Raw genomic sequence first — 24,756 nt, forward strand, 5'->3', positions numbered from 1 at the left:
TTTAGATTCGTATTAATTTACTGGAATCATGAATCATTTAAAATACAAAGAACAAAAAGATTACGATCATAACAAGCTGGACTGCACCTTTCGTAATAATCGAGGTGACAAACCCGAGGAGAGAACCAAAGCCAATTTTAATTGCTTGCTTAATAGGTGTACGGTTAACGAGCCATTCTCCGATCACAGCACCAAGAAAAGGACCAAGAAGGATACCAAAAAGCGGAATCACAAACGGACCAACTAATAAGCCAATGGTGCTTCCCACTATACCAGCGTTGGATCCTCCGAAGCGCTTTACACCAAATAAATTAGATACATAATCAGCGCCAAATAGAAGGATAACCAAGAGGATTTGCACCATCCAAAAAAACCAATTGAAAGGATCGAAAGAAAAAAGAACTCCATACAATAAAAACCCAACAATAATAAATAATACACTTGGGATAATCGGATAAATCAATCCGATGAATGCGATAAGAAAAACAATTGAAATAACAATCCAGTAAAATGTCTCCACAGTTCCCTTTCCTACTCCCCACTTTTTTCCTCATCATACCAAAAATTATTCACCTTATCTATCTACATCTCATCTTAAGTTATACAAAAAGAGAGGCACCCAAAAGGTCCCTCTCCCATTTATTATTTTCGTAACCCTAATACTGCCTCAGCAATATTTACTGCATGGTCACCAATTCGCTCAAGGTTGCTGACAATATCTACGAACACGATTCCAGATTGTGCCGTGCATTGTCCTTCGTTCAAACGAATAATATGCCTTTTACGGAATTTACGTTCCAATTTATCAATTAAATCTTCTTTTTGTGCAACGTCCCTGGCAATTTCCTGATCATTTTGATCAAGTGCTTCAATCGATTTTGATACAGCGTCAATTGCTAACGTGAACATTTCGGTTAAATCGTCCATTGCCTCACTTGTCATCTTAACTTTATTGGCAAGCTGATAATCAACAAGCTCAATAATGTTTTCAAAATGATCTCCAATTCGTTCAATGTCACGAACCGTGTCCATCAAATTTGAATGGCGTTCGGATTCAATCGCAGATAGGGAAGATCCTGAAAGCGTCACAAGGTAATCGGTGATTTTACTATCAAGATTATTTATTGCGTCTTCTACTTGATACCCTAATTCAGCTTTTTTTGTATTCTTCGTTTTTAAATAGTCAAATGTCTCATTCAATCCTTGGACGGCAAATGAACCCATACGTAGTACTTCTTCTTTTGCTTGCCCAAGCGCGATTGATGGTGATTGTTCAATAAAATGCGGATCCAAATGCTTAGGCTTAAATTCAAGCACAACATCTTTTCCCGGTACCAATTTCGTAACAACAACCGCTAATACTGCGATGAACGGAAATTGAATGATGGTATTTGAAATGTTAAACGTACCGTGTGCAAAAGCGATTTGCATGGCCGGTTCTAAATTTAGAAATTGATCAAACCAAACAATTAATCGTGTAAATGGAACAAGTAGAATGACAAAGATGAGTGTTCCAATTATATTAAACAAAACATGGACTGCTGCCGCTCTTTTCGCAGCAACTGAAGCTCCAATCGCAGCTAATACTGCTGTAATGGTTGTACCAATGTTATCTCCAAATAACACCGGAATCGCTGCCTGTAGCGTGATTAAATCTTCAGAATATAACCCTTGGAGTACCCCAATCGTTGCACTGGAACTCTGTACGATCATGGTGAAAAGCGTCCCAACAATTACACCTAACACAGGAATGTCACTCATGCTTTGCGTTAGATCAATGAAAGATTGTAGTTCTCGAAGTGGCTTCATCCCATCACTCATAAGTTCTAAACCATAAAATAATAAACCGAAGCCAAAAATAATTTGACCGAAATTATTTATTTTATTCTTTTTAATAAAAAATAAAAGGAATGCGCCTAAAGCGGCAATCGGCAAAGCGTATTCTCCAATATTAATACCGATAATAAAAGCTGTAACAGTTGTACCAATATTAGCACCCATAATGACACCAATTGCTTGTCTAAGTGTCATAAACCCCGCACTTACTAATCCTATAGTAATAACAGTCGTACCTGTACTTGTTTGTAAAAGAACCGTTACAAATATACCTGCTAAAACTCCCATGAACGGATTGGTCGTGAAGCGATCAAGAATCTCTCTTAAACGATCACCCGCAGACTTTTGGAGACCATCTCCCATATATTTAAGACCGAAGAGAAAGATTCCGAGTCCTCCAATAAATTGAAAGAACACTTCCTGCCAGTTAACTTCCATTATTTCAACCCCTGTTAAACAAATTTAGACACATTTCGTGAAAACCCTCTACAATTATTAAATCTTTCTATCGTTAAGTAAAGAGTTAAATGCGAAATTTTACAATCGGTTAATATTCAGTGCGTTATGTTACAAACAGATGACAAAAGATTAAATATTCAGCTCATTAATCCATGCGTTTTCCTTGTCTGTTAGCTGATTAGAGAAGTACAATGAAAGAGGAAAGTAAATTTATTGTTCTTAGGAGGATTCACGCTGCATGGACGTATTTAAACAGTTGTGGAAAAGCTTGTACTCACCAAAAGATATTGCCCGTTTTCGATTTCAGGGAATCGGTAAAACCATACTCTTTCTATTTATATTAATACTTCTTTCACTCATCCCAACTGCTATTAAAGTGACACAAATAGGTAATTCTATTTTCACTCAAGGTCAAGAAATTATACAAAGTAAACTGCCCACTTTCGAGGTTCAAGATGGTGCACTCATTTCTTCAAGTAATGAACCTGTAAAAGTAAATCATTCAGATTTCACAGTAATTGTAGATGACAGTGGAGAACTACAACCAGAAAATTTTAGAAATCAATTCAATACCGTTGCACTTCTTCAAAATGAAGTGGTGGTGGCAGGTCAACAATACCCTTATTCCATGTTCAGTAGTGCGACTTTTAACTCAGACGATATTTCATCTTTACTTGCCTCTCTTAATGGTGCTAAGGTGATCATCTTTACCCTTATCTTTTTTGTCATGTACGTTTTTTCATCTGCATTGATGTTTTTGAAGGTGGCGATCTTTGCCGCTATTGGTTTATTATTTGCCAACTTGCTTGAAAAAAAACTCACCTATCGTCATAGCTTCCGTATAGCAGCCTACAGTGTGGTCCTATCAACGGTGTTCTTTATGATTGTTGGTATTATTGGTTCAACCATTCCAGCTGCAAACTTTGTAAATTGGCTGGTCACAAGCATCATGCTTCACTTAGCTATTAAAGAAATTCCTTCGAGAAAACCTCGAACAAACGCATCTTGAAATTGAAATCAGGATGCGTTCTTTAATGAACAAAAACCACTTTAACTAGCTAGCTCCATTAGTTAATTTTAACTGAACTGAACTCAGCACCCATCCAAACCACCCAACAAGAAAGCATCCTGAACCCAACAGGATGCTTTTCTTGTTAAAAATGAAGGAACAAAACGCGTCCAGCAGAAAGTTTTATTATTTTTATGTGGAAAGATTCATGTAAAAAACATTCTAATGTTGATTTTCTTCGCATATGCTCACGGAAGATTTCTTTTTAAGAGGTGATTAAAATTAAAAAATTAGTCTGTCTTTTCCTAATTGCGTTCTTTTCTTTTATTTTTTATATGGATATTACACAAGGAACCATCGATCAAGTAGTTCCTGTTCAATCACAAACCATTACAGGTGTTGAAGCGATCGCAAGGCCAGGTGATTCATTATTAACGATGTTAAAACGACATGATCTACTCCCTTCATCTGTTAATGTTGATCAATTATCCAATGAATTCTCAGCACTTAACCAAGGAATAGCCCCCCACAAAATTATTACTGGTGAACGCTATTTGCTTCCAATTCCAAATTAAACGACTTCCCGTGTTCTATTCCTTGTCAAGTACAATTCAACACTGTTAAAATGAATGAGGAACCTTTACAATGGACAAGCAAAGCAAGTACACACAAAAAGGGAGCGAATGACACTTGGGTGACATTATACATCGTTCAAACACACGACCAGTCAAAGTTGGCGACCTAACAATTGGTGGAAGTGATGAACTATTTATTCAAAGTATGACAACAACCAAAACACACGACGTTGAGGCAACAGTTGCTGAAATTCATCGTTTAGAAGAAGCAGGATGCCAAATTGTGCGTGTTGCCTGCCCAGATGAGCGTGCGGCTGATGCGATTGCAGATATAAAAAAACAAATTAACATTCCTCTTGTGGTGGATATTCATTTTGATTACAAGCTTGCTTTAAAAGCGATCGAAGGCGGTGCTGATAAAATCAGGATCAACCCCGGAAACATCGGTCGTCGTGAAAAAGTGGAAGCTGTTGTAAACGCAGCAAAAGCTAAAAATATACCGATCCGTATCGGTGTGAACGCTGGTAGCTTAGAGCGTAAAATCGTTGAAAAATATGGTTATCCAACTGCTGACGGCATGGTTGAAAGCGCCTTGCATCATATTAAGATTTTAGAGGATCTAAATTTTCACGATATAATCGTGTCAATGAAAGCTTCTGACGTTAATTTAGCCATTGAGGCGTATGAAAAAGCGTCCAAAGCGTTTGATTATCCTCTTCACTTAGGGATTACTGAATCAGGTACTCTCTTTGCAGGTACTGTTAAAAGTGCTGCGGGTCTAGGTGCCATACTTAGTCAAGGAATCGGAAACACACTTCGTATCTCATTAAGTGCCGATCCCGTTGAAGAAGTGAAAGTAGCAAGAGAATTGTTAAAATCATTCAGTCTTTCATCAAATGCCGCTACACTTATTTCTTGCCCTACTTGTGGACGCATCGAGATTGATTTGATTTCAATTGCCAACGAAGTGGAAGAGTACATCTCAACAATTAAAGCACCGCTTAAAGTTGCTGTTCTAGGTTGTGCAGTAAACGGTCCTGGTGAAGCACGTGAAGCGGATATCGGTATCGCGGGAGCTCGCGGTGAAGGCTTGCTCTTTATGAAAGGTAAGACGGTCCGCAAAGTCCCTGAAGAAACAATGGTCGATGAATTAAAAATTGAAATCGACAAGCTTGCAGAAGAACACTACCGTAAACAACGCGAAGAAGCAGAAACAGCAACATCGTCATAAAACTTTTTCTAACACAAAAATCGGACTCACACCATGTGAGTCCGATTTTTGTGTTAGAAGAACGGGAACACGATCAAACCTAGAACAACTGACAAAATACCAAGTCCAATTCCCCAACTTCCAGCTTTTGAACTTTCTGATTTACGTGCAATGAAACCTAAGATAATTGCTATCGCTCCAAAAAGCACTGGAGAGGTAAACAATGCAATAATCCCAACAATTAAAGACGCAAAACCCATCCACACGCCACGATTAGTGTTGTCAATTTTCCCATCTCGTTCAGGCTCGTCGTATGTGTTGTAGGCATCGTTCGCATTTATTTGAGCCAGCTCGCTGCCCGTTTCTTCATCATAGGAAGATCTTTCACCATTCTTTTCCAAGCCCGTTTGATTGTTTTTCTCTTCATACATCAACGTCGACTCCTTTCTTGCCATAGTGGCATACTTAGTATGTACGCAATTCAAATTCAATACATATGGTAATTTTTTTGCTCATCGGTTGTGATACAATAATAGCAACACACTAAAGGAGCTTTGTAACGATGATGAAACGTTTTGGAATTGATATAGATGGCACAGTTACGTGTCCAACATCTATACTCCCTTATATAAATAAAGCTTTCAACCGTTCTTTGTCACTTCAGCATGTAACGGAGTATGATCTAACAAAGGCTTTACCAGATATTTCACCCACCGCTTTTTCCGAGTGGTTTTTACAAGCAGAGCCAGCTATTTATTCTTCCTCTCCTGTCGTTGAGCATGCAGACAAGATTCTTAGGGAGTGGAAAACTGAACATGAATTATTTTTTATTAGCGCTCGAAGCGAAAAGCACCTGGATTTAACGGCAGAGTGGTTTAAGCAAAAAAACATTGATTATGATCATATCGAGCTCATTGGCTCACATGACAAAGTCACAGCTGTAAAAAAATATAAAGTTGATATTTTCTTCGAAGACAAACACGACAACGCAGTCATGATCCACGAGCAATGCGGAATCCCTGTCATTCTTTTCGACACACCCTATAACCAAGAAACCATCCCAAACGGAGTTATTAGAGTAAACAACTGGTTAGAAGCGAGAAACTGGGTAAATAATTGGCTTTCAAACAAAGAATAAAACGATCCCCTACGAAAAGGTAGGGGATCGTTTTATTCTTGACATGACGGGCATGTACCATAGATTTCAAATTTATGTCCAGAAACATCATAGCCTTTTAAGTTTTCATTTAAATCAATCATCGGACATGTGTGGATTTTCTTTGTCTTACCACAATCCATACAAATAAAGTGATGATGGTGTTGGTTCCTTTCACAAGTGAAACGGAAATGGCGTTCACCAGACAGCTCTGTCTCCTCCAAAATATCCAGCTCTACAAATAAGGCTAAATTTCGGTAAATTGTATCAAAGCTCAATCCTTTAAAATCATTACTCATAGCATCTAGTACTTCTCTTGCAGTCATATATCGATCATGCTTTGAAAAAAAATCTAGCATGAATTCACGCTTTCCTGTATGTTTATATCCGCTTTCTTTTAACAACTGCATTGCGTTCGTAAGATTCACTTCTCGATCACTCCAACATTATTTTCGTATGCTTTGCCACTTTTTAAAAGCTATGGCCACTAACAATATGAGAATAGACGACATAACAATTGTGCCACCCGGAGCTAAGTCTAAATAAAATGCGCTGAATAATCCAACGACCACTGCAAGCTCTCCAAATAGAATAGAAAAGAGAATGGTTTGTTTAAATCCTCTAGCAATCCTCATTGCTGCAGCAACTGGCAATGTCATTAAGGATGACACTAACAATATCCCGACAATACGCATTGATGCTGCAATGACCAATGCGACCATCACCATAAAGATTAGATGAAGCGCCTTTGTAGAAAGCCCAGATGCTTTGCCATACTCTTCATCAAATGATAATAAAAACAGCTCTTTATAAAGTAACACGACAAGTGCGATAACAATTATTGCAATCACTAAAATAAGCCATAGATCACTTCTGCTAACAGCACTCACACTACCAAACAAATAACTGAACAAATCAGTATTAAATCCATCTGCTAACGAGATGAAGATCACACCGATACCGATTCCTCCAGATAAAATAATTGGAATCGCAAGTTCTTGATAATGCTTGTACACTGCACGCAACCGCTCGATAAACAAAGAACCAATAACCGAGAAGGTCATTCCAAGCCATAATGGATTTAGCCCATTAAACATGACGACCGTTTTACTTAGTAACAAACTTGCTGCGATCCCTGATAAGGTCACATGGCTGAGTGCATCAGCAATAAGTGATAAGCGCCTCACTACGATAAAAGCGCCAAGTAATGGCGCGATCACACCAATAATCATTCCAGTTAAAAACGCATTTTGTAAAAATTCATACTGAAAAATTGCTTCTATCATTTTGACCCCTCGTCTCCATGATCATGTTCTTACGTGATCATGGTGCAATCTGTGAACATCATGTCCATAAAATTGTGAAAGATCACTATCTTTCACTTTTTCAAAATCCTCGGTGCTACCGTGAAAATGCATCGTATTGTTTAAACAAGCAACATGAGTTACTTTGTTTGTGATTGTTCCAATATCATGCGTAACTAGCACAAGCGTTATCGCTAGATCTTTATTTAAACGATCAAGCATATCATAAAAAGTTTGAACATTTTTCGAATCTACTCCCACAGTCGGTTCGTCAAGAATGAGAATTTCAGGTTCACTTACAATCGCTCGTGCAATGAAGACACGCTGCTGTTGACCACCAGAGAGTTCCCCGATATTGCGATCCATAAATGATTCCATACTAACTGCACGAATTGCTTTCTCAACTTGTTGACGACCTTTTTTCCCAATGATTCGCAATAAACCCGTCTTTTTGGTTAAGCCACTGGCAACCACTTCATACACGGTTGCTGGAAAGCCCGTATTGAATGCGTTAGCTTTTTGCGAAACATATCCAATCCTTTCCCATTCTCGAAACTTTGATTGTTGCTCTCCAAAAAGGACGACGCTTCCTTCCTTTGGCTTGAGTAGTCCTAAAATAATTTTTAGCATTGTGGACTTTCCTGAACCATTGGGACCAACAATACCTAGAAATGCCCCTTTAGGGATCGCAAGGTTAATATTACTTAAGACAAATTCACGATCATAACGATAGTGAACATTTTTCAATTCAATTACATTGGATGATGACATAAAAACATCCCTCCTGAACAAGAATCATTCCGATTTAACAAATATTAAGTATACATAATTTGAACGTGAATGTAAATGAACTTGCACCACCTTCATAAAATACGCATACATTGACGTAGGAGGCGAACGCTATGAAATGGCTACAGGCGATGGTCAATACAAAGATCCATCAGATAACACCAGAAGAATTAGAACGTTATGCAAAACCATTTGATCTTTCCCTTACACACCGGGAAAGTGAGACATTAGCAAGAATTCTTAAACAGGATAAAATCAATTTTTTCAACAAAAAAGAACGTGCAGTTATGTTAAAACGTGTTGAAAAAGTTATAGGCTCTAGCCGAGCGAACAAATTAGATATGATCGTTCAGACTTTTTTACATGAAAATAAGCTGTGAGTCGAAACTCACAGCTTATCTATCGGCTTGTCAGAGAGAAAGAGCCACTGTATCGTCTAGTTAAGCGGCTAGCCCCTCGAGTCATAAGTCGTTTCCCTGTGGTGGTACAGAACGCCCTCCTCGGGAACCGCCTTATGCTTGTCGGGGCTTAGCAAACCACTTACTTCCACTTTTCTTTAAAAAAGTAAGATTTCTTCGCGTATGTTCTTATTAAATGTTTTTGCACGTAGCATTTCTATTTCGTGTTTGTAAGGTGGTTTTTTGTTTTTCTTGTCTTCCCCTACATATGGTGTCTCTAAAATTTTTGGAATATCTTTCAATGCCTCATGATGCACAATATCGTTTAGTACGTCAAAACCGATGTGACCAAAGCCAATGTTTTCATGGCGGTCTTTCGATGCACCTTGGATATTTTTGCTGTCATTTACGTGAACAACTTTGATACGGTCGATCCCGACAATTTTATCAAACTCATCAAGGACACCGTCAAAATCGTTGACAAGATCGTAGCCGGCATCATGAGTGTGACACGTATCAAAGCAAACCGACAATTTTTCATTGTGGGTAACGCCATCAATAATACGAGCGATTTCATCAAAACTACGACCACATTCTGTCCCTTTGCCTGCCATCGTTTCGAGGGCAATTTGAACTTCTTGGTCTTTAGTAATGACTTCATTTAATCCTTCGATAATTTTTTCGATTCCTTTATCAACGCCCGCGCCGACATGCGCGCCAGGGTGCAAGACGATTTGTTTTGCACCTAAGGCAGCTGTACGTTCTGTTTCAGAACGAAGAAAATTAACACCTAGCTCAAATGTTTCAGGTTTTGTGGTATTTCCAATATTGATGATGTAAGGTGCGTGAACAACAATGTCTACTATTCCATTGTCGTTCATGTGTAGCGTACCCGCTTCAATATTCAAGTCTTCAATCGGCTTACGACGCGTATTTTGAGGCGCACCTGTATAGATCATAAAAGTCGTTGATCCATATGAAGCTGCTTCTTCGCTTGCTGCGAGGAGCATCTTTTTTCCCCCCATAGAGACATGAGAACCTATTTTCAACATGGTGATTCCCCCTTATCCTTCCTATTTGAAAATTAGTCGTTATTGCGCCTTTTCACACGACGCTCTCTCTTTTTAATTTTATCCATCTTGTATTTCATTTTTTTCTTGTACATCGGCTTAACCTTTTTAGGTTTACGAACCAGCGATTTTGCTTTTGCGTCAATCTCATTTTCAACAGGTTTACGATTTGAACGTTTGTGACGCTCAGTTAAGTCCACCCATTCACCATTTCTGACTTCTCTATGGCTAAAACTAATGCCTTTTTTCTCTACTTGGTTTAACGCATCTTCATCTGTTGGTTCATAGATCGTTAATGCAACACCTGAATGACCCGCTCGAGCCGTTCGACCAACACGGTGAATGAAAAAATCTAAATCTGATGGCAATTCAAAATTGATTACATGACTTACACCAGGAATATCAATGCCACGCGCTGCTAGATCAGTTGCAACAATGTATTGATACTCTAAATCACGAATTTGCTTCATCATTCGCGTACGTTCACGAGCTGCTAATCCACCATGAACACGTCCAACTTTAAGCCCTTTAGTTAAAAGTGCATCCGCAACTTCATCCGCTTTAGCTTTTGTGTTTGTAAAAACGATTGCTAGATACGGATTATAAGCTGTCAATACATCATAAAGTACTTCTATTTTGCTACGGCTTTTTTTAGGTACAAGGACAAATTCAATGTTTTCCGCTTGAACTTGTTTTGGTTCAATATGAGCATATTGAGGATTTTCCATATATTTCTTCAAAAACGGTTTAAGCTTTTCTGGAATCGTCGCAGAGAATACGAGGATTTGTAAATTTTCAGGCATGCGGGCAGCAATTCGATCCACATCTTCTATAAAACCCATTTCTAACATCAAATCAGCTTCATCAATCACGATAGCCTTGGCTGTGTGAACCAAAAGTGCTTTTTCTTTTACAAGGTCGTTAATACGACCTGGAGTACCAACGACAACTTGCGGCTGTGCTTTTAACTTGTCGATCGTACGCTGTTTATCTGTTCCCCCAACAAAGCATTTACTAGACAATTGTAATCTTGAATGTTCGCCTATTTTTGCAACCTCGTGGTGAATTTGTTTTGCAAGTTCACGGGTCGGTGCAGTGATTACGAGTTGAACCTCTTGCTCGTCCAATTTAAGTTGATTCAGTAAAGGCAACAAGTACGCATGCGTTTTTCCTGTACCTGTTTGGGATTGACCAATAGCACTTTGACCCTTTTTAATCATTGGGATCATTTTTTCTTGTATAGGTGTAGGTTCATGAAAACCTAACGTTTCAATGGCTTCTTGTATAAATGGTTGAAATTCATAACGTTTAAAAACTGAAGACATCTGTCGATCACTCCTTTTCTTTATCCTCGATCGATCAGATCTTGGATTCGTCCAAAACATTATTATAATCAAATTTCTATCAAAACGCTAGAAACGTTTTTATTTAATTGAATTATGTGCAATTCTTCCCTCTTTTTTTCCTTATGCATATACTGAAATTAGCGAATGAATTTAAGTGAGGCGATAACATGAACCGTAGGCAAAACATTCCACGTATGGGCTTTCAAATGCCGACAGGATTACGATCTGTACCAAGACCGTCGAACTCATTTTTTTCAAGAACAATGAACCCTAACCTAGGAAACTTATCACCATTATCCAGACTACAACAACCCTTCAACACAAGAGGCCTTTTTTCTGCTTTCACCCGTGGTGGTAATAGTTTAGCACAAACTGGTATAAACGAACTTTCCCAAGGCGCTCCACAAGCTGCGTCAAGAGGAGGATTTTCTTCTTTAATGTCATCTCTTACAGGCGGAGGTGGCTCAGGTGGTGCTGCAGGTAGTGCCGCAAGTAGCGCTGCAAGTAGTGCTGCAGGTAGTGCTGCAGGTAGTGCTGCAGGTGGTGGTGCAGGTGGTGGTGCAGGTGGTGGTCTTTCAGGATTACTCTCAATGAGTAACATTCAAAAATGGGCTGGAGGCACGCAAAAAGTAATCAGTACTGCACAACAAACGCTACCCAAGGTTCAACAATATGCTCCTCTCGTTCGAAATTTTCCAGCGATGTGGAAATTATATCGAAGCATGAAGACCGAAGACTCAGATGAAACAGAATCAGATGAAACAACTTCAGTTGAAACAGTCGAAACAGATGAAACAGCTTCAGATGAAACTAAATCAAGTGAAGCAATTGAGAATAAAGAGGACGATTCTTTAAGTAATGGTGAGAAGTCCACGAGTATAAAACAAGATCAACCAAAGCCTTTACGCGAAAAACCGTCCACTCCTCGTCTCTACGTATAGCTTAAACTGATTTTATTTGAGACCTTCGTCTAACTCCTTTATAATGAACGTATACAAGATCGCTCATTTGGGAGGATTTGGAATGAATACAATTAAAATTACACCAAGAGGATACTGTTACGGTGTTGTTGACGCTATGGTTATCGCTCGAAATGCGGCGCTGGATAAAAGTCTTCCACGCCCAATTTATATACTCGGTATGATTGTGCACAATAAACATGTTACAGATGCATTTGAAGCAGAAGGGATCATTACACTAGATGGTGAAAACCGGAAAGACATTTTAGAACAAGTCACTGAAGGTACCGTTATTTTTACAGCTCATGGTGTCTCACCTGAAGTACGTGAACTTGCTAGACGTAAAGGGCTTACATCCATAGACGCGACATGTCCTGATGTAACGCGCACACATGACCTTATCCGTGAAAAGGAAGCTCAAGGTTATGACGTCGTTTATATCGGTAAAAAAGGACATCCAGAGCCTGAGGGCGCCGTTGGTGTTGCACCATCCATTGTTCATTTAATTGAAAAGCCATCAGATGTTGATGACCTTGAGATCAATAACGATAAAATTATTGTGACGAACCAAACAACAATGAGTCAATGGGATGTCCTTGAAGTCATTGAAAAAGTGAAAATCAAGTATCCTCAAGCAGAAGAACATAAAGAAATTTGTCTAGCAACTCAAGTGCGACAAGAAGCTGTAGCTGAGCAAGCGGGTGCAGCTGACCTTCTTATCGTTGTTGGCGATCCAATGAGTAACAACTCAAATCGCCTTGCACAAGTTTCAAAAGAAATAGCTGATACTCCTGCTCACAGGGTTGCAGATGTTTCGGAAATTAAAGCGGAATGGCTAATCAACGCAGAAACAGTAGCTGTAACAGCGGGTGCATCAACACCAACACCAATCGTTAAAGAAGTGATGATGTATATTAATCAGTTTGACCCAGCAGATCAATCCACTTGGTTAAACGAGAACAAAGTTCCACTTTCAAAAATCTTACCAAGAATCAAAACACCAACAAAACCGATTACCGTTCTTCCTTATACAAACGAACCTTGATTCTAAAAATAGCCAGCGCGCAGCTGGCTATTTTTAGTTAAATGAGAATGGATCTGTGTGGATATTAGATGCAATAAACGTAACATCAAAGCCACGTTCTTTCGTTCTTTTAGCCATCTCTTTCACCGTTCCATGTTTCATGACTTTTTCCACATTATGTCCAGGGTCTACAATGTTTAGTCCCATCATCATCGCGTCATGTGCAATATGATAATCAACGTCCCCTGTTACATAAACATCCGCTCCACTAAACTTTGCAGCTTTCATATACTTATTTCCCGTTCCGCCCAGAACAGCTACTTTTTTTACTTGATCGGCTGGATTACCAACGAACCTAAGCGCTGGTACATCAAACTTGTTTTTCACGTGTTCAGTAAATTGGCCCAATGTCATACTTTCATTTAACACACCAACTCGACCTAGCCCTAGTTGGTTCCCAGGACGATCTTCTTCATATAGATCATAAGCAACTTCTTCATATGGGTGAGCTGTCTTCATAGCACTTACTACCTTTGACTGAAAAGACTCGTACATAACAGTCTCAATTCGGACTTCCTCAACCTGTTCAATGTGATTTGCATGACCAATGAACGGTGTAGCATTTTCCTTAGGCATAAAACGTCCTGTGCCAAGAGATGTAAATGTACAATGTGCATAATCGCTAATATGACCTGCACCTGCATTCGTCATCGCTTGACGCACATTATCCGCATGCTGTACAGGTACAAACACAACCATTTTTTTTAACCGATCTTCCGTTGTAGGAGAGAGAACCGACGTATTTTTTAATTCCAATGCTTCTGCAAGCCAGTCATTCACACCGCCTTCAGTTACATCTAGGTTTGTATGAGCAACATAAACAGCAATGTCATGCTTAATTAACTTTGCAATGATTCTTCCTGATGGCTGATCTGTTTGAAGTGACCTTAATGGACGATAGATAATCGGATGGTGTGCGATAATAAGCTTTGCATTTCGTTCAATCGCTTCATCCACCACTTCCTCTAACACATCAAGAGCGACTAATACCTTCTCAACAGGCTGATTAAGTCTACCAATTTGCAGACCAATGGGATCACCTTCTACGGCTAGTTTTTTCGGGGAGAATTGTTCGAAAAGTTGGATGATCTCATGACCATTTACCTTTTTTCCCATTGTAAAACCTCCTGTACAATTTTCATTTTATTATGCAATTCTTTTTTCTTTTCATCAACACCTACCGTTTTTCCCGCTTGATCAATCTGATGTTTAATACGATCCCATTGTTTATATTCCTGTTGCCATTTTAGTTGAAACACAGATGATTTTTCTTGTATTAAGTACGGACCAAGCAAACGTTCTGAATAAGTAAGACTTACAGGATGTTCGGATTGCTCTGCGACTAGTACTTCGTAAATCTTCCCGTCTTCTTGTAAAATGGCTTCTTGGATTAAAGACCAACCATTGGCAATTAACCAATCACGAATGGAAATAGCACTAACATTAGGCTGCAGAATTAAGCGTTTCACACCATTTAATTTGTCTTTACCTTCCTCTAAAATTTGAGCGATGAGTGGGCCACCCATTCCTGCGATCGTCACAACTTCTACTTCTCCTGTATCGATGACCGCCAGTCCATTGCCTTTTCTTACTTCGATCAAATGATCCAATCCATCTTCTATCACTTGCCTTCTAGCCGATTGATAAGGACCTTCCACTATTTCACCTGCAATGGCTCTTGTTGCTACTTGACAATGAATAAGAAAACAAGGCAAATAAGCATGATCGGATCCAATGTCTGCTACAGTTGACCCTTTTGGCACAAATGTTGCAACCGTATGTAATCGTTTAGATAATTGATTGCTATTCATGTTTTCACCTCCATTTATCTCATGATAAAGGGGCGTACCAGCTGCTGGTCGCCCCTTTGTTTAGAAAGTTGTTTGATAAAGACATATTATTTATGCGTCTTACTCAGTGTCTTCTTCTGTTCCGATTGCTGCGACCCACTCAGCCATTGCATCTGCATTAGCTTCATCCACTTGACCCGCAGGCATTGCACCTATCCCGTTTACAAGAATATCTCTAATTTCTTCAACACTTAGTTCTTCTCCAACTCCTAATAGAGATGGACCCGCACCACCGGCTTCATCGTATGCATCACCGTGACAGGCGATACATGTTTGTTCGTAATATCCTTCAGGATCAAAGTCTGTGCCTCCAGCTTCTTCGCCAGCACCGTCTTCTTCACCTGCAATGTCTTCATTGTCGCCAAGACCTTTAATCGACATAAAAAACACAACCCCAAATCCTAATACCATAATGAGCACAAACGGAATAATTGGATTTTTAGTCATCATTAACCCTCCCCTATAGAAAACGTATGTAGCAATCATCTTTTATGAATGCAAGACCGAACACTTCACATTTTACTTTACTTTTCGATAATCGGAAAGACCTATTACTCAACTTTCCCTTTTTTGTCGCATTTTAGACACAAAGTGCTCAGTTACATTTTACCAAGAAGGAATGAGAGCCTAAAAGTTACATGCAACCAATTTCCCGCGAGATAACCATGCGTTGAACTTCAGATGTTCCTTCTCCAATTTCAAGAAGTTTTGCATCACGCATCAAGCGTTCAACGTGATATTCTCTCATATAACCATATCCACCATGAATTTGGATCGCCTGGTCACATACTTCCATGCAGATTTCTGAGGCATATAGCTTTGCCATTGAGGCCTCTTTTGTAAATTTTCGACCTTGATCTTTTAGCCATGCTGCTTTGTACACCATTGTCCGTGCAAGCTCAATTTTCATTGCCATATCCGCAAGCTTGAATTGAGTAATTTGGAATGCAGAAAGTGGTTTACCGAACTGTTGGCGCTCTTTTGAGTAACTGAGCGCTCGCTCGTAAGCAGCCTGCGCAATTCCAACTGCCATTGCCCCTATTCCAATGCGACCACCGTCAAGTGTCATTAAGAACTGTCTAAAGCCTTCGCCACGTTTTCCGAGAAGGTTTTCCTGTGGTACGCGTACGTCTTCTAGAACAAGCTCTGTTGTATTTGAGGAATGAAGACCCATTTTTTCATAATTATCAATTACTTTAAACCCTGGTGCATCTGTTGGAACAATAATTGCACTGATTTCTTTTTGACCATTTTTTATATCTGTAATTGCCGTTAGAGCTAAATATTTTGCATAGCTCGCGTTTGTAATATAGCTCTTATTGCCGTTTATCACATAATCATCGCCGACTTGTTTTGCAGTTGTTTGCGTACCACCTGCATCAGATCCTGCATTAGGTTCAGTTAATCCAAATGCTCCGAACGATTCGCCTGAACAAATTTGCGGCATATATTTTTCTTTTTGTTCATGTGTACCAAAAGCATGAATTGGGGCACCGCCCAATGAAATGTGTGCTGAGTATGTGATCCCTGTTGAGCCACAGGCACGACTTAACTCTTCTGTCACAATTGCAAAGCTTGTAGTATCTGCGCCTGCTCCCCCATATTCTTCCGAAAAAGGCAAACCCATCATGCCTAATTCAGCTAGCTGCTTGAATTCATCCTTTGGAAAAGTTTTTGAGCGATCGCGATCGAGGGCACCCGGTGCCACTACCTCTTGAGCAAATTCACGAATCGTACGTTGAATCATTTGTTGTTCTTGCGTTAAATCAAAATCCATGTCCATCCCCCTTATGTTGTATCCGCTTACAATTCTATTATAAAAGAATATAATAAAAACTCATACTATTATCTTTATTAAATCATTTCAAACTAGATTACTATGTTAAGTGAACACCAAGTACGTTCCCAGTAATACCTGGAACGGTAAAATGGTAAGGGTTAAGAAAGACGCCCGTTGTGATCTAGCAAAATAAGATTTCCAATAGAATTAAAATCATAAAAGCAGCTGAGAATGAAATAGCTAATCATTTGTTTATTCCTCTTTTTAAGTCCAATACAATAAACTCAACGACAAAAATCGCTAAAATCGCTGTTTGCAAATCGATTGATAATTCAGTAAAATATAAAACAAATATAACGAAAACTGAAAGCAAGATATATGAAGACAAAAATGACTTTAGTGTTTTGTGTGAAGTACAACTGCTCCTTTATGCTTTGATCGCTTCTCTTCTAGTTCTTCTCTTTGTTGAACAAAGCTAATAAGGGTCACAATAGTAGTCTAGTAAAACTTCATTTTGCTATCCATAAAAAAATTTCATTTATGTCAAAGTTGCAGTTGAATAGACTCACGAATGGTGGTCTACCATGATTCAATTATCTATCGCATAACAATCTAACGCTATATGTAAAATCCTGCTTGAAGTAAAATACAGAAAAAAACCAATTTCCTTTTCTGCAATAAAGGAAATTGGCATAACCATTTTATTCTAAAAAATCTTTTAAACGCTTGCTTCTACTTGGATGACGAAGTTTGCGCAGTGCTTTCGCTTCTATTTGACGAATACGTTCACGCGTCACACCAAAGACCTTACCAACCTCTTCTAACGTGCGTGTACGCCCATCATCGAGTCCGAAGCGGAGTCTTAATACATTTTCCTCACGATCGGTTAATGTGTCTAAAACATCCTCTAGTTGTTCTTTCAAAAGCTCGTATGCAGCATGCTCTGAAGGAGATTGTGCTTCTGAATCTTCGATAAAGTCACCAAGATGAGAATCGTCCTCTTCACCAATTGGGGTTTCAAGTGACACAGGCTCTTGAGCAATTTTTAAAATTTCTCTAACTTTTTCAGGTGTTAAGTCCATCTCTTCAGAAATTTCTTCCGGTGAAGGCTCACGACCTAAATCCTGAAGAAGTTGGCGCTGAACGCGAATCAGTTTATTGATCGTTTCAACCATATGAACAGGAATACGAATGGTTCTTGCTTGGTCAGCAATCGCACGTGTGATCGCTTGACGAATCCACCATGTAGCATAGGTACTGAACTTAAACCCTTTGCTGTGATCGAACTTTTCAACTGCTTTGATCAGCCCCATGTTTCCTTCTTGAATCAAATCAAGAAACAGCATGCCACGACCTACATATCGTTTTGCAATACTCACAACAAGGCGTAAGTTCGCTTCTGCTAGTCGACGTTTCGCTTCCTCGTCACCTTCTTCAATACGAGTAGCAAGTGAAATTTCTTCTTGTGCAGACAATAAATTCACACGACCGATTTCTTTTAGATACATTCGTACAGGGTCATTTATTTTAACCCCAGGAGGAACGCTTAAATCGTTTAAGTCAAATTCCTCTTCATCTTCCTTACCAAGCTCTGTTACACTAGGGTCACCCTCTGTACCCTCTTTTACGACATCGATCTCTTGTTCGCGTAGCTGTTCATAAAATTCATCCATTTGATCGCTATCTAACTCAAAGCTAGCCAATTTTTCAGCTATATCCTCGAAGGTGATTTCACCATTTTTTTTACCTGCTTCTAACAGCTGTGCTTTAACGACAGCTATCGTTACTACTTCAGTCTCTGATTGTTTGGAACGTGTTGACTTCTCAGCCATTTGTCCCCCTCCTTCCAGCTTGCTTGCACTTCTTTAGCTTTTCAAAGCTTTACGCAACGCGATGATTTCCATACCTATCTCAGCAGCTCGTCGAATATCATTTTGGCGTTCAGCTTCCTTTTCCTCTATTTCTTTTTCCTTTATTTTCAACATCTTTTGATATTTTAACACTTCTGATACATAATCATTCAGTTCTTCTCTTCCAACTTCCGGATTTATCTCCATCATATTGATCTCTGTTACCACTGCTCGCAAATGCCGATCTGGCAATATTTGGACAAAAGCACCAGGATCTGATCGATTACCGTCTTCATAAAAAGCAAGAAGATACGTAAAAATAGCTTGATGTTCATCTTTATTTAAAATTTCTCCGTTTAAAAGGGTTTGCACAGTATAAGCAGTCTCATCATTGGTCATCATATGAGCTATAAGATGTCTTTCAGCCGTGTGGTATGCAGGCTTCAATGTTGACTTGCTACGAAAGGCACCTATATTTTGTTTGACTGGGGACTGTTCTTGGTTATTTACCATTTGTGGTGGAGAAATGCTTGTCAATTGTTGTTTCAGTGAATCAATTGAAAGATCGAATTCATCTGACAGCTGTTTCAAGTACATTTCCTTCTCTACAGCACCAGACAATGCAGTAATTTCTGTCAATACTGACTGAATATAACGGATTCGTCCGTCTTCATTCTGTAGGTTTTTTCCAACACGGAAGTAGCGCATTTTAAATGCCATGAGTGACACACTGCTATCGATTACTTCTTGACGAAACGCTTTTCCACCGTTTTTTTGAATGTAATCATCTGGATCAAGACTGTTTGGGATCATAGAAACTTTAACAGTAAGCCCTGATGCTACTATTTCATTTGCTGCTTTATAGGCTGCTTCAATTCCGGCGTTGTCGCCATCATAGCAAATGATCACTTGATTGGTTAGACGCTTAATCATTCCAATATGCTGACTTGATAATGAAGTTCCCATTGTTGCAACCCCATGACCAACAAAATCATTTGATGAGATAACATCTGCAAAACCTTCAAAAAGAACAACGGATTGTTCCCTTCTAATTGACCCTCTTGCACGATGGTAATTAAATAATATTTTATTTTTTTGAAAAAGAGGGGTTTCAGGACTATTTAAGTATTTGGGTTCATCTTTTGTTGAATGAATCACTCGCCCAGAAAACCCAACGACTTGTCCTCGATCATTGTTAATCGGAAACATAATGCGTCCTCTAAACCGATCAAAATAAGAGCCATCATCTCGTTTTATGACGAGTCCAGCCTGTTCCATTGATGACAGGTCAAATTTTCTTTTTTTCAATAGCTCAGAGCTAAAGTCCCAGCTTGGTAAGGCAAAGCCAACGCGAAACGTTTTAAGTTGCTCTTCTGTGAAGCCTCGCGCATACATATATTCCAATGCTTCTTGCCCTTCATTCGTATTCAACAATAAATGATGATAAAATTTCGCCAGTAACTCATGCGCCTCTAGTTGGTCACTATGAGCTTCGGATTGTTCTCGGTGTCCAAAGGAATCGCTAGGTGTTGCGTCAAGCTCTACACCTATCCGAAAACCTAACTGAGATACAGCCTCCTGAAAAGAAATGCCATCATGGTCCATCAAAAAACTATAGACATTCCCTCCAGCTCCACACCCAAAACAATGAAATATTTGTTTTTCAGGAGACACGGAAAAAGACGGTGATTTTTCACCATGAAAAGGACACAATCCAAAATAATTTCTGCCCTGTTTCTTCAACTGAACATAGTCGCTGATTACATCGACTATGTCTGTTTTCCGACGAATTTCATCAACTGTCTCTTCTGGAATTCGTTCAGACATAGAAACACCACCATCTAACGTGATAATAGTCATTTCGCCATAAATTAATTATTTCCTGCATGAAGCGTTAAAAATTTTGATAGGTGGTAGGAAAAATGGTCGAGATCCTCAGTTGTCATTTTTTTGGGACCACCTCCATAACGGCCTTTCTTACGCTCTACTTGATACAGGTAACGAAATGACAAGCTTGTATCAATCGTGTCTTCTTTATATTCTTTTCCTCTGGTAGAAAAGGCATAAACGCCTTTCGACAATGCCAAGGATGCAAGTCCAATATCCTGCGTAATAACCATGTCTCCTTTACGGACGTGATTTAAAATAAATAGATCTACAGCTTCTTTGCCATCATCAATAAATGTCCAAAATTCTTGATCCGCAAGAGGGCTATAGTGTTGGAATGAGGCAACAAACTGATAATCGATTCCGTGCAATTTCGCCTGTTCTTCGATAATCAACTTCATTTCCTTGGGGCAAGCATCTGCATCAACATAGATCATGACATGTTCTCTTTGTTTATCCATGAACACTCTATTCTACACAAATTGAAGAACTCCTTTTTAATTTAAAGAAATTTTATCAATGTTTTTCTCACAATATTTTATTATAGTATAGTGTTGCTTATTTCGCCATCTTTTTTATTTGGCTAAGTTTTTCTTCTTCGACACATTAACCGACTACTTATAATACATTGTGATGAGATCCAAATGATCATTCACACTTCCTAGTCCCCATTGTCTCTTGCCCTCTTATCTAAAGAAGCTGCACTAGGTTTTCCTCCATAACGAAAATAAGAAGATGCTGCTTTAGCAGCATCTTCTTCTTCACCTTCTCCACTCACTAATTTAAAACGTCATTTAGTATTATATTAGCCGTCTCTTCTACAGCTTTGTTGGTAACGTCTATAACCGGGCACTTAATTTTGCTCACGACATTCTCAAAATGACTTAATTCCTCTTTAATGCGGTCCATTCTAGCGTAGGTAGCATCATCGTTAAGCCCCAGCGCAATCAATCTTTCTTTACGAATATGATTTAACTTATCAGGGCTTATTTTTAAGCCGTAGCATTTTGAAGGATCAACTTTAAATAATTCGCTTGGTGGGTCGACTTCTGGGACGAGTGGTACATTTGCTACCTTCAATCGTTTATGTGCTAAATACTGTGATAAAGGCGTTTTGGAAGTTCTTGAGACACCAACCAACACGATGTCCGCTTTTAAAATCCCTCTCGGATCACGTCCATCGTCGTATTTCACTGCGAATTCAATTGCCTCAATTTTCTTGAAATAATCTTCATCTAAATCATGTACCATCCCTGGTTCATTAATTGGATCTTCTTCACAAGATAGTTGCAGTGAAGATACAATCGGCCCAACAACATCGTGTCCTTTAATCCCGTGAATCTTTATTTGTCGTTCAATATATGAGCGAATTTCTGGTTTGACCAGTGTGTAGACAATAATACCTTGATCATCTTTAGCTAAAGAGATTACTTCATCTATGTTTGACGTATCTTCTACGTATGGAAATCGCTTAACGTTAATCGAGTTTCTTGACTGTCTAAATTGGCTGACACATGCTTTCGCAACGAGCTCGGCAGTTTCACCAACTGAATCTGACAAGACGTACACACTTACCTCTTTCATTCTAGCACCACCTCTAACCTACATCTCGTCCTTTGATAAACTCACAAAGGCCTTCGTTATATTCGTTTTTGTAATTCGTCCAAATACTTCATAACCCTCGTCCATTTGTCGAACAACAGGTAATGAATCAATTTGTTTATCAATGAGTTTTGTTGCAACATTGACGAGTAAATCATCTTTTTCACAAAACGTAACATTTGGCATTCTCGTCATAATAACGTTCACTGGCAAACTCGTTAAGTCTTGTTGACCGATGCTTGCTCGAAGTAAATCTTTCCTTGAAAGAACACCAGTTAATCTTGATTTTAGATCAACCACAAAAAGCGTGCCTACATCTTCTAAGAACATGTGGCAGATGGCATCGTAGACTGATAAATTTTCATGTACAACAACCGGTAAAGAATGATAATCCCGGACATATAGCTTTTTTAAATTTTCGGTTAATAGTTGTGTGCCTGATTTTCCTGTATAAAAATAACCAACACGTGGTCTTGCATCTAAAAATCCCGCCATCGTTAAAATGGCCAAATCAGGTCGCAGAGTTGCTCTCGTTAAATGTAGTCGTTCTGCGATTTGTTCACCCGTTATCGGGCCATTTCCTTTAACAATCTGCAAAATTTCTGTTTGTCTTTTGTTCAGTTCGATCTTTGTCACCACCTAGTAGCAATGAATTGTGTCATACTGTTTTTTAATATTATATACTAAAAGAGCAGATTTTTCGATAAAGAAAATATAACTCATGAAAGCTTATTTAAATAAAGTAAACTATGTAAGTTTCCAATGCAACTTATTTGCCCTTTTTTCACAAGCAAGGATTGTGATTTTAAATGAACCGTGGTAAGATATAGGGCATAAACATTCATAGAATGCGCGAAGACGGAGTAATAAGTACTTGCACAAAGAGCGACTAGGGACGGTGAAAGCCTAGAATGCAAGGAAACGGCCCTCCCGAGCAATATACTGTCGAAAGTGAATGCGAACGTTGCATTAACTAGGGTGGAACCGCGGACGTTAAGCTCCGTCCCTAGGCTTATTTAAAGCCTAGGGACGGAGCTTTTTTATTAATAAAGCGCGGTTCGGTTTGTCAAAGCAAGCATCAGGCTCACAACAAACGAATTAAGATAGGTTCGGTATCCAAACCTACCTGAAAAATTATTTACTTTTTAAAAAGGAGTGCTGTTTATGTCATCAATGGACGAAATTGTACAATTAGCAAAACATCGTGGGTTCGTATTTCCTGGCTCAGAGATTTATGGAGGACTCGCAAACACGTGGGATTATGGCCCACTTGGGATTGAGTTGAAAAACAATATTAAAAAGGCTTGGTGGAAAAAGTTCATCCAAGAGTCCCCACATAACGTTGGTTTAGATGCAGCCATTTTAATGAATCCAAAAACGTGGGAAGCCTCTGGCCACATTGGTAATTTCAATGATCCAATGATTGATTGTAAAAGCTGTAAATCAAGACATCGTGCAGACAAATTGATTGAAGAAGCAATCGAAGCAAAAGGCGAAGAACTAATCGTCGATGGACTTCCATTTGCTAAAATGCAAGAGCTGATCGCAGAACACAAAATTGTTTGTCCTAACTGCGGCAAAAATGATTTTACGGATATTCGTCAATTTAACCTTATGTTCAAAACATTCCAAGGGGTAACAGAATCTTCGACTAATGAAATATTTCTACGCCCTGAAACGGCACAAGGTATTTTTGTAAACTTTAAAAACGTACAACGTACAATGAGAAAGCGTGTTCCTTTTGGTATTGGTCAAATTGGTAAAAGTTTCCGTAATGAAATTACACCTGGTAACTTTACTTTCCGCACACGTGAATTCGAACAAATGGAAATGGAATTTTTCTGTAAACCTGGTGAAGATCTAAAATGGCACAGTTATTGGCGCGAATTCTGTAAAAACTGGTTATTAAATCTAGGTATGAAAGATGACAGCATGCGTCTTCGAGACCATGATGAAGACGAGTTATCTCACTACAGTAATGCAACCACTGACATTGAATACCGTTTCCCATTTGGCTGGGGTGAGCTTTGGGGAATCTCAGACCGTACTGACTTTGACTTGAAACGTCATATGGAGCATTCAAACGAAGATTTCACCTATTTAGACCAACAAACAAATGAGCGCTACGTTCCCTATTGCATTGAGCCATCACTTGGAGCGGATCGTGTCACTCTTGCCTTTTTATGTGATGCTTATGAACAAGAGGAGCTAGAAAACGAAAATCGTACAGTTCTTCGCTTCCACCCTGCATTAGCGCCTTTTAAAGCAGCTGTATTGCCACTTTCTAAAAAGCTAAGTGAAGAAGCGTCTAAAGTGTACCAAGAGCTTGCAGAAGACTTTATGGTTGATTTTGATGAATCTCAGTCAATCGGTAAACGTTACCGTCGTCAAGATGAAATCGGTACTCCTTATTGCATTACATTCGATTTCGATTCACTTGAAGATAAACAAGTTACTGTGCGTAACCGCGACACAATGAAACAAGTTAGAATGCCTATTGAAAACCTAAAAGCATTTCTGACAGATGCAATTAAGTTTTAATTTAACATAGAAACCAAAAAAGGAAGCAACCATAGCATGGTTCGCTTCCTT

The 24,756-nt window shown here is 39.0% G+C and carries 25 protein-coding genes; 8 read left to right on the forward strand and 17 right to left on the reverse strand.

Annotated elements, in window-relative coordinates; genetic code table 11:
* Positions 1-37: 37 nt before the first annotated feature.
* Both AB1471_RS01315 and AB1471_RS01320 read right to left on the reverse strand, forming a co-directional pair.
* Complete coding sequence (locus tag AB1471_RS01315; protein ID WP_367777717.1) at positions 38-520, reverse strand: DUF456 domain-containing protein; 483 nt, start codon at positions 518-520, stop codon at positions 38-40.
* A 122-nt stretch (positions 521-642) separates the two neighbouring features.
* The gene (locus tag AB1471_RS01320; RefSeq protein ID WP_367777718.1) at positions 643-2,274 is read right to left on the reverse strand and encodes a Na/Pi cotransporter family protein; all 1,632 of its coding nucleotides are present in this window, start codon (positions 2,272-2,274) and stop codon (positions 643-645) included.
* A gap of 259 nt (positions 2,275-2,533) precedes the next feature.
* On the opposite strand from AB1471_RS01320, the gene AB1471_RS01325 reads away from it, so the two are divergent.
* From AB1471_RS01325 to ispG, 3 genes are all read left to right on the forward strand, one after another.
* Complete coding sequence (locus tag AB1471_RS01325) at positions 2,534-3,304, forward strand: DUF1189 domain-containing protein (protein ID WP_367777719.1); 771 nt, start codon at positions 2,534-2,536, stop codon at positions 3,302-3,304.
* 272 nt (positions 3,305-3,576) lie between these two features.
* Entirely contained in the window at positions 3,577-3,879 is a 303-nt protein-coding gene (gene yqfZ / locus AB1471_RS01330; protein WP_367777720.1) for a protein YqfZ, read from the forward strand.
* A 124-nt stretch (positions 3,880-4,003) separates the two neighbouring features.
* Entirely contained in the window at positions 4,004-5,110 is a 1,107-nt protein-coding gene (ispG, locus tag AB1471_RS01335; RefSeq protein WP_367778105.1) for a flavodoxin-dependent (E)-4-hydroxy-3-methylbut-2-enyl-diphosphate synthase, read from the forward strand.
* Positions 5,111-5,163: 53 nt separating this feature from the next.
* On the opposite strand, the gene AB1471_RS01340 is transcribed toward ispG, so the two are convergent.
* Complete coding sequence (locus tag AB1471_RS01340; protein WP_367777721.1) at positions 5,164-5,520, reverse strand: hypothetical protein; 357 nt, start codon at positions 5,518-5,520, stop codon at positions 5,164-5,166.
* A gap of 131 nt (positions 5,521-5,651) precedes the next feature.
* On the opposite strand from AB1471_RS01340, the gene AB1471_RS01345 reads away from it, so the two are divergent.
* On the forward strand, positions 5,652-6,227 hold the full coding sequence (locus AB1471_RS01345) for a hypothetical protein (RefSeq protein WP_367777722.1): 576 nt from the start codon (positions 5,652-5,654) through the stop codon (positions 6,225-6,227).
* A 32-nt stretch (positions 6,228-6,259) separates the two neighbouring features.
* Here AB1471_RS01345 and AB1471_RS01350 read toward each other — a convergent pair whose 3' ends face one another.
* Genes AB1471_RS01350 through AB1471_RS01360 form a run of 3 tightly spaced genes read right to left on the reverse strand, consistent with a single transcriptional unit; the run spans position 6,260 to position 8,320 of the window.
* Positions 6,260-6,673: a Fur family transcriptional regulator gene (locus AB1471_RS01350; RefSeq protein WP_367777723.1), complete on the reverse strand. Its 414-nt coding sequence runs from the start codon at positions 6,671-6,673 to the stop codon at positions 6,260-6,262.
* An 18-nt stretch (positions 6,674-6,691) separates the two neighbouring features.
* Positions 6,692-7,531, reverse strand: coding sequence for a metal ABC transporter permease (locus AB1471_RS01355; protein WP_367777724.1), 840 nt, complete (start codon positions 7,529-7,531; stop codon positions 6,692-6,694).
* A 21-nt stretch (positions 7,532-7,552) separates the two neighbouring features.
* Positions 7,553-8,320, reverse strand: a complete 768-nt coding sequence (locus AB1471_RS01360; RefSeq protein WP_367777726.1) for a metal ABC transporter ATP-binding protein — start codon at positions 8,318-8,320, stop codon at positions 7,553-7,555.
* Between the two features lie 131 nt (positions 8,321-8,451).
* Here AB1471_RS01360 and AB1471_RS01365 point away from each other — a divergent pair, with 131 nt between their 5' ends.
* The gene (locus AB1471_RS01365; protein ID WP_367777727.1) at positions 8,452-8,718 is read left to right on the forward strand and encodes a DUF2624 family protein; all 267 of its coding nucleotides are present in this window, start codon (positions 8,452-8,454) and stop codon (positions 8,716-8,718) included.
* Between the two features lie 176 nt (positions 8,719-8,894).
* Here the strand turns inward: AB1471_RS01365 and AB1471_RS01370 are convergent, their stop codons facing one another.
* Positions 8,895-9,788, reverse strand: coding sequence for a deoxyribonuclease IV (locus tag AB1471_RS01370; RefSeq protein ID WP_367777728.1), 894 nt, complete (start codon positions 9,786-9,788; stop codon positions 8,895-8,897).
* Positions 9,789-9,820: 32 nt separating this feature from the next.
* Positions 9,821-11,131, reverse strand: coding sequence for a DEAD/DEAH box helicase (locus AB1471_RS01375; RefSeq protein ID WP_367777729.1), 1,311 nt, complete (start codon positions 11,129-11,131; stop codon positions 9,821-9,823).
* A 188-nt stretch (positions 11,132-11,319) separates the two neighbouring features.
* Between AB1471_RS01375 and vrrA the strand changes: the two genes are divergently transcribed.
* Complete coding sequence (gene vrrA / locus AB1471_RS01380) at positions 11,320-12,093, forward strand: VrrA/YqfQ family protein (protein WP_367777730.1); 774 nt, start codon at positions 11,320-11,322, stop codon at positions 12,091-12,093.
* 82 nt (positions 12,094-12,175) lie between these two features.
* Complete coding sequence (locus tag AB1471_RS01385) at positions 12,176-13,156, forward strand: 4-hydroxy-3-methylbut-2-enyl diphosphate reductase (RefSeq protein WP_367777731.1); 981 nt, start codon at positions 12,176-12,178, stop codon at positions 13,154-13,156.
* 33 nt (positions 13,157-13,189) lie between these two features.
* On the opposite strand, the gene AB1471_RS01390 is transcribed toward AB1471_RS01385, so the two are convergent.
* From AB1471_RS01390 to ccpN, 9 genes are all read right to left on the reverse strand, one after another.
* Complete coding sequence (locus AB1471_RS01390) at positions 13,190-14,311, reverse strand: Nif3-like dinuclear metal center hexameric protein (RefSeq protein ID WP_367777732.1); 1,122 nt, start codon at positions 14,309-14,311, stop codon at positions 13,190-13,192.
* Positions 14,296-15,006, reverse strand: a complete 711-nt coding sequence (locus AB1471_RS01395; RefSeq protein WP_367777734.1) for a tRNA (adenine(22)-N(1))-methyltransferase — start codon at positions 15,004-15,006, stop codon at positions 14,296-14,298. The genes AB1471_RS01390 and AB1471_RS01395 overlap by 16 nt, the downstream gene beginning before the upstream one ends.
* 99 nt (positions 15,007-15,105) lie before the next feature.
* Positions 15,106-15,492, reverse strand: a complete 387-nt coding sequence (cccA, locus tag AB1471_RS01400; RefSeq protein ID WP_367777735.1) for a cytochrome c550 — start codon at positions 15,490-15,492, stop codon at positions 15,106-15,108.
* A gap of 187 nt (positions 15,493-15,679) precedes the next feature.
* On the reverse strand, positions 15,680-16,822 hold the full coding sequence (locus AB1471_RS01405) for an acyl-CoA dehydrogenase family protein (protein ID WP_367777736.1): 1,143 nt from the start codon (positions 16,820-16,822) through the stop codon (positions 15,680-15,682).
* Between the two features lie 704 nt (positions 16,823-17,526).
* Positions 17,527-18,657, reverse strand: coding sequence for an RNA polymerase sigma factor RpoD (rpoD, locus tag AB1471_RS01410; protein WP_367777737.1), 1,131 nt, complete (start codon positions 18,655-18,657; stop codon positions 17,527-17,529).
* 33 nt (positions 18,658-18,690) lie between these two features.
* Positions 18,691-20,502 (reverse strand): DNA primase, encoded by a 1,812-nt coding sequence (gene dnaG / locus AB1471_RS01415; RefSeq protein WP_367777738.1) that lies wholly within the window; start codon positions 20,500-20,502, stop codon positions 18,691-18,693.
* Positions 20,503-20,546: 44 nt separating this feature from the next.
* On the reverse strand, positions 20,547-20,999 hold the full coding sequence (locus tag AB1471_RS01420) for a YaiI/YqxD family protein (protein WP_367777739.1): 453 nt from the start codon (positions 20,997-20,999) through the stop codon (positions 20,547-20,549).
* Positions 21,000-21,339: 340 nt separating this feature from the next.
* The gene (locus AB1471_RS01425; RefSeq protein ID WP_367777740.1) at positions 21,340-22,146 is read right to left on the reverse strand and encodes a pyruvate, water dikinase regulatory protein; all 807 of its coding nucleotides are present in this window, start codon (positions 22,144-22,146) and stop codon (positions 21,340-21,342) included.
* 18 nt (positions 22,147-22,164) lie between these two features.
* Complete coding sequence (gene ccpN, locus AB1471_RS01430) at positions 22,165-22,800, reverse strand: transcriptional regulator CcpN (protein ID WP_367777741.1); 636 nt, start codon at positions 22,798-22,800, stop codon at positions 22,165-22,167.
* 528 nt (positions 22,801-23,328) lie between these two features.
* Between ccpN and AB1471_RS01435 the strand changes: the two genes are divergently transcribed.
* The gene (locus AB1471_RS01435; protein WP_367777742.1) at positions 23,329-24,705 is read left to right on the forward strand and encodes a glycine--tRNA ligase; all 1,377 of its coding nucleotides are present in this window, start codon (positions 23,329-23,331) and stop codon (positions 24,703-24,705) included.
* The last annotated feature ends 51 nt before the right edge of the window (positions 24,706-24,756 follow it).

The sequence above is a fragment of the Jeotgalibacillus marinus genome (assembly GCF_040801915.1).
Classification (GTDB): Bacteria; Bacillota; Bacilli; order Bacillales; family Jeotgalibacillaceae; genus Jeotgalibacillus; species Jeotgalibacillus marinus.

Bases quoted from the DNA above. Each gene is read 5' to 3' on its own strand.
- AB1471_RS01425 (WP_367777740.1), bottom strand. From the start codon at position 22,146: ATGAAAGAGGTAAGTGTGTACGTCTTGTCAGATTCAGTTGGTGAAACT.
- AB1471_RS01325 (WP_367777719.1), top strand. From the start codon at position 2,534: ATGGACGTATTTAAACAGTTGTGGAAAAGCTTGTACTCACCAAAAGAT.
- AB1471_RS01345 (WP_367777722.1), top strand. From the start codon at position 5,652: ATGATGAAACGTTTTGGAATTGATATAGATGGCACAGTTACGTGTCCA.
- AB1471_RS01390 (WP_367777732.1), bottom strand. From the start codon at position 14,311: ATGGGAAAAAAGGTAAATGGTCATGAGATCATCCAACTTTTCGAACAA.
- AB1471_RS01355 (WP_367777724.1), bottom strand. From the start codon at position 7,531: ATGATAGAAGCAATTTTTCAGTATGAATTTTTACAAAATGCGTTTTTA.
- rpoD (WP_367777737.1), bottom strand. From the start codon at position 18,657: ATGGCTGAGAAGTCAACACGTTCCAAACAATCAGAGACTGAAGTAGTA.
- AB1471_RS01320 (WP_367777718.1), bottom strand. From the start codon at position 2,274: ATGGAAGTTAACTGGCAGGAAGTGTTCTTTCAATTTATTGGAGGACTC.
- cccA (WP_367777735.1), bottom strand. From the start codon at position 15,492: ATGACTAAAAATCCAATTATTCCGTTTGTGCTCATTATGGTATTAGGA.
- AB1471_RS01360 (WP_367777726.1), bottom strand. From the start codon at position 8,320: ATGTCATCATCCAATGTAATTGAATTGAAAAATGTTCACTATCGTTAT.
- vrrA (WP_367777730.1), top strand. From the start codon at position 11,320: ATGAACCGTAGGCAAAACATTCCACGTATGGGCTTTCAAATGCCGACA.
- AB1471_RS01340 (WP_367777721.1), bottom strand. From the start codon at position 5,520: ATGTATGAAGAGAAAAACAATCAAACGGGCTTGGAAAAGAATGGTGAA.
- AB1471_RS01365 (WP_367777727.1), top strand. From the start codon at position 8,452: ATGAAATGGCTACAGGCGATGGTCAATACAAAGATCCATCAGATAACA.
- AB1471_RS01420 (WP_367777739.1), bottom strand. From the start codon at position 20,999: ATGATCTATGTTGATGCAGATGCTTGCCCCAAGGAAATGAAGTTGATT.
- AB1471_RS01405 (WP_367777736.1), bottom strand. From the start codon at position 16,822: ATGGATTTTGATTTAACGCAAGAACAACAAATGATTCAACGTACGATT.
- AB1471_RS01370 (WP_367777728.1), bottom strand. From the start codon at position 9,788: ATGTTGAAAATAGGTTCTCATGTCTCTATGGGGGGAAAAAAGATGCTC.
- AB1471_RS01385 (WP_367777731.1), top strand. From the start codon at position 12,176: ATGAATACAATTAAAATTACACCAAGAGGATACTGTTACGGTGTTGTT.
- AB1471_RS01375 (WP_367777729.1), bottom strand. From the start codon at position 11,131: ATGTCTTCAGTTTTTAAACGTTATGAATTTCAACCATTTATACAAGAA.
- AB1471_RS01395 (WP_367777734.1), bottom strand. From the start codon at position 15,006: ATGAATAGCAATCAATTATCTAAACGATTACATACGGTTGCAACATTT.
- AB1471_RS01435 (WP_367777742.1), top strand. From the start codon at position 23,329: ATGTCATCAATGGACGAAATTGTACAATTAGCAAAACATCGTGGGTTC.
- dnaG (WP_367777738.1), bottom strand. From the start codon at position 20,502: ATGTCTGAACGAATTCCAGAAGAGACAGTTGATGAAATTCGTCGGAAA.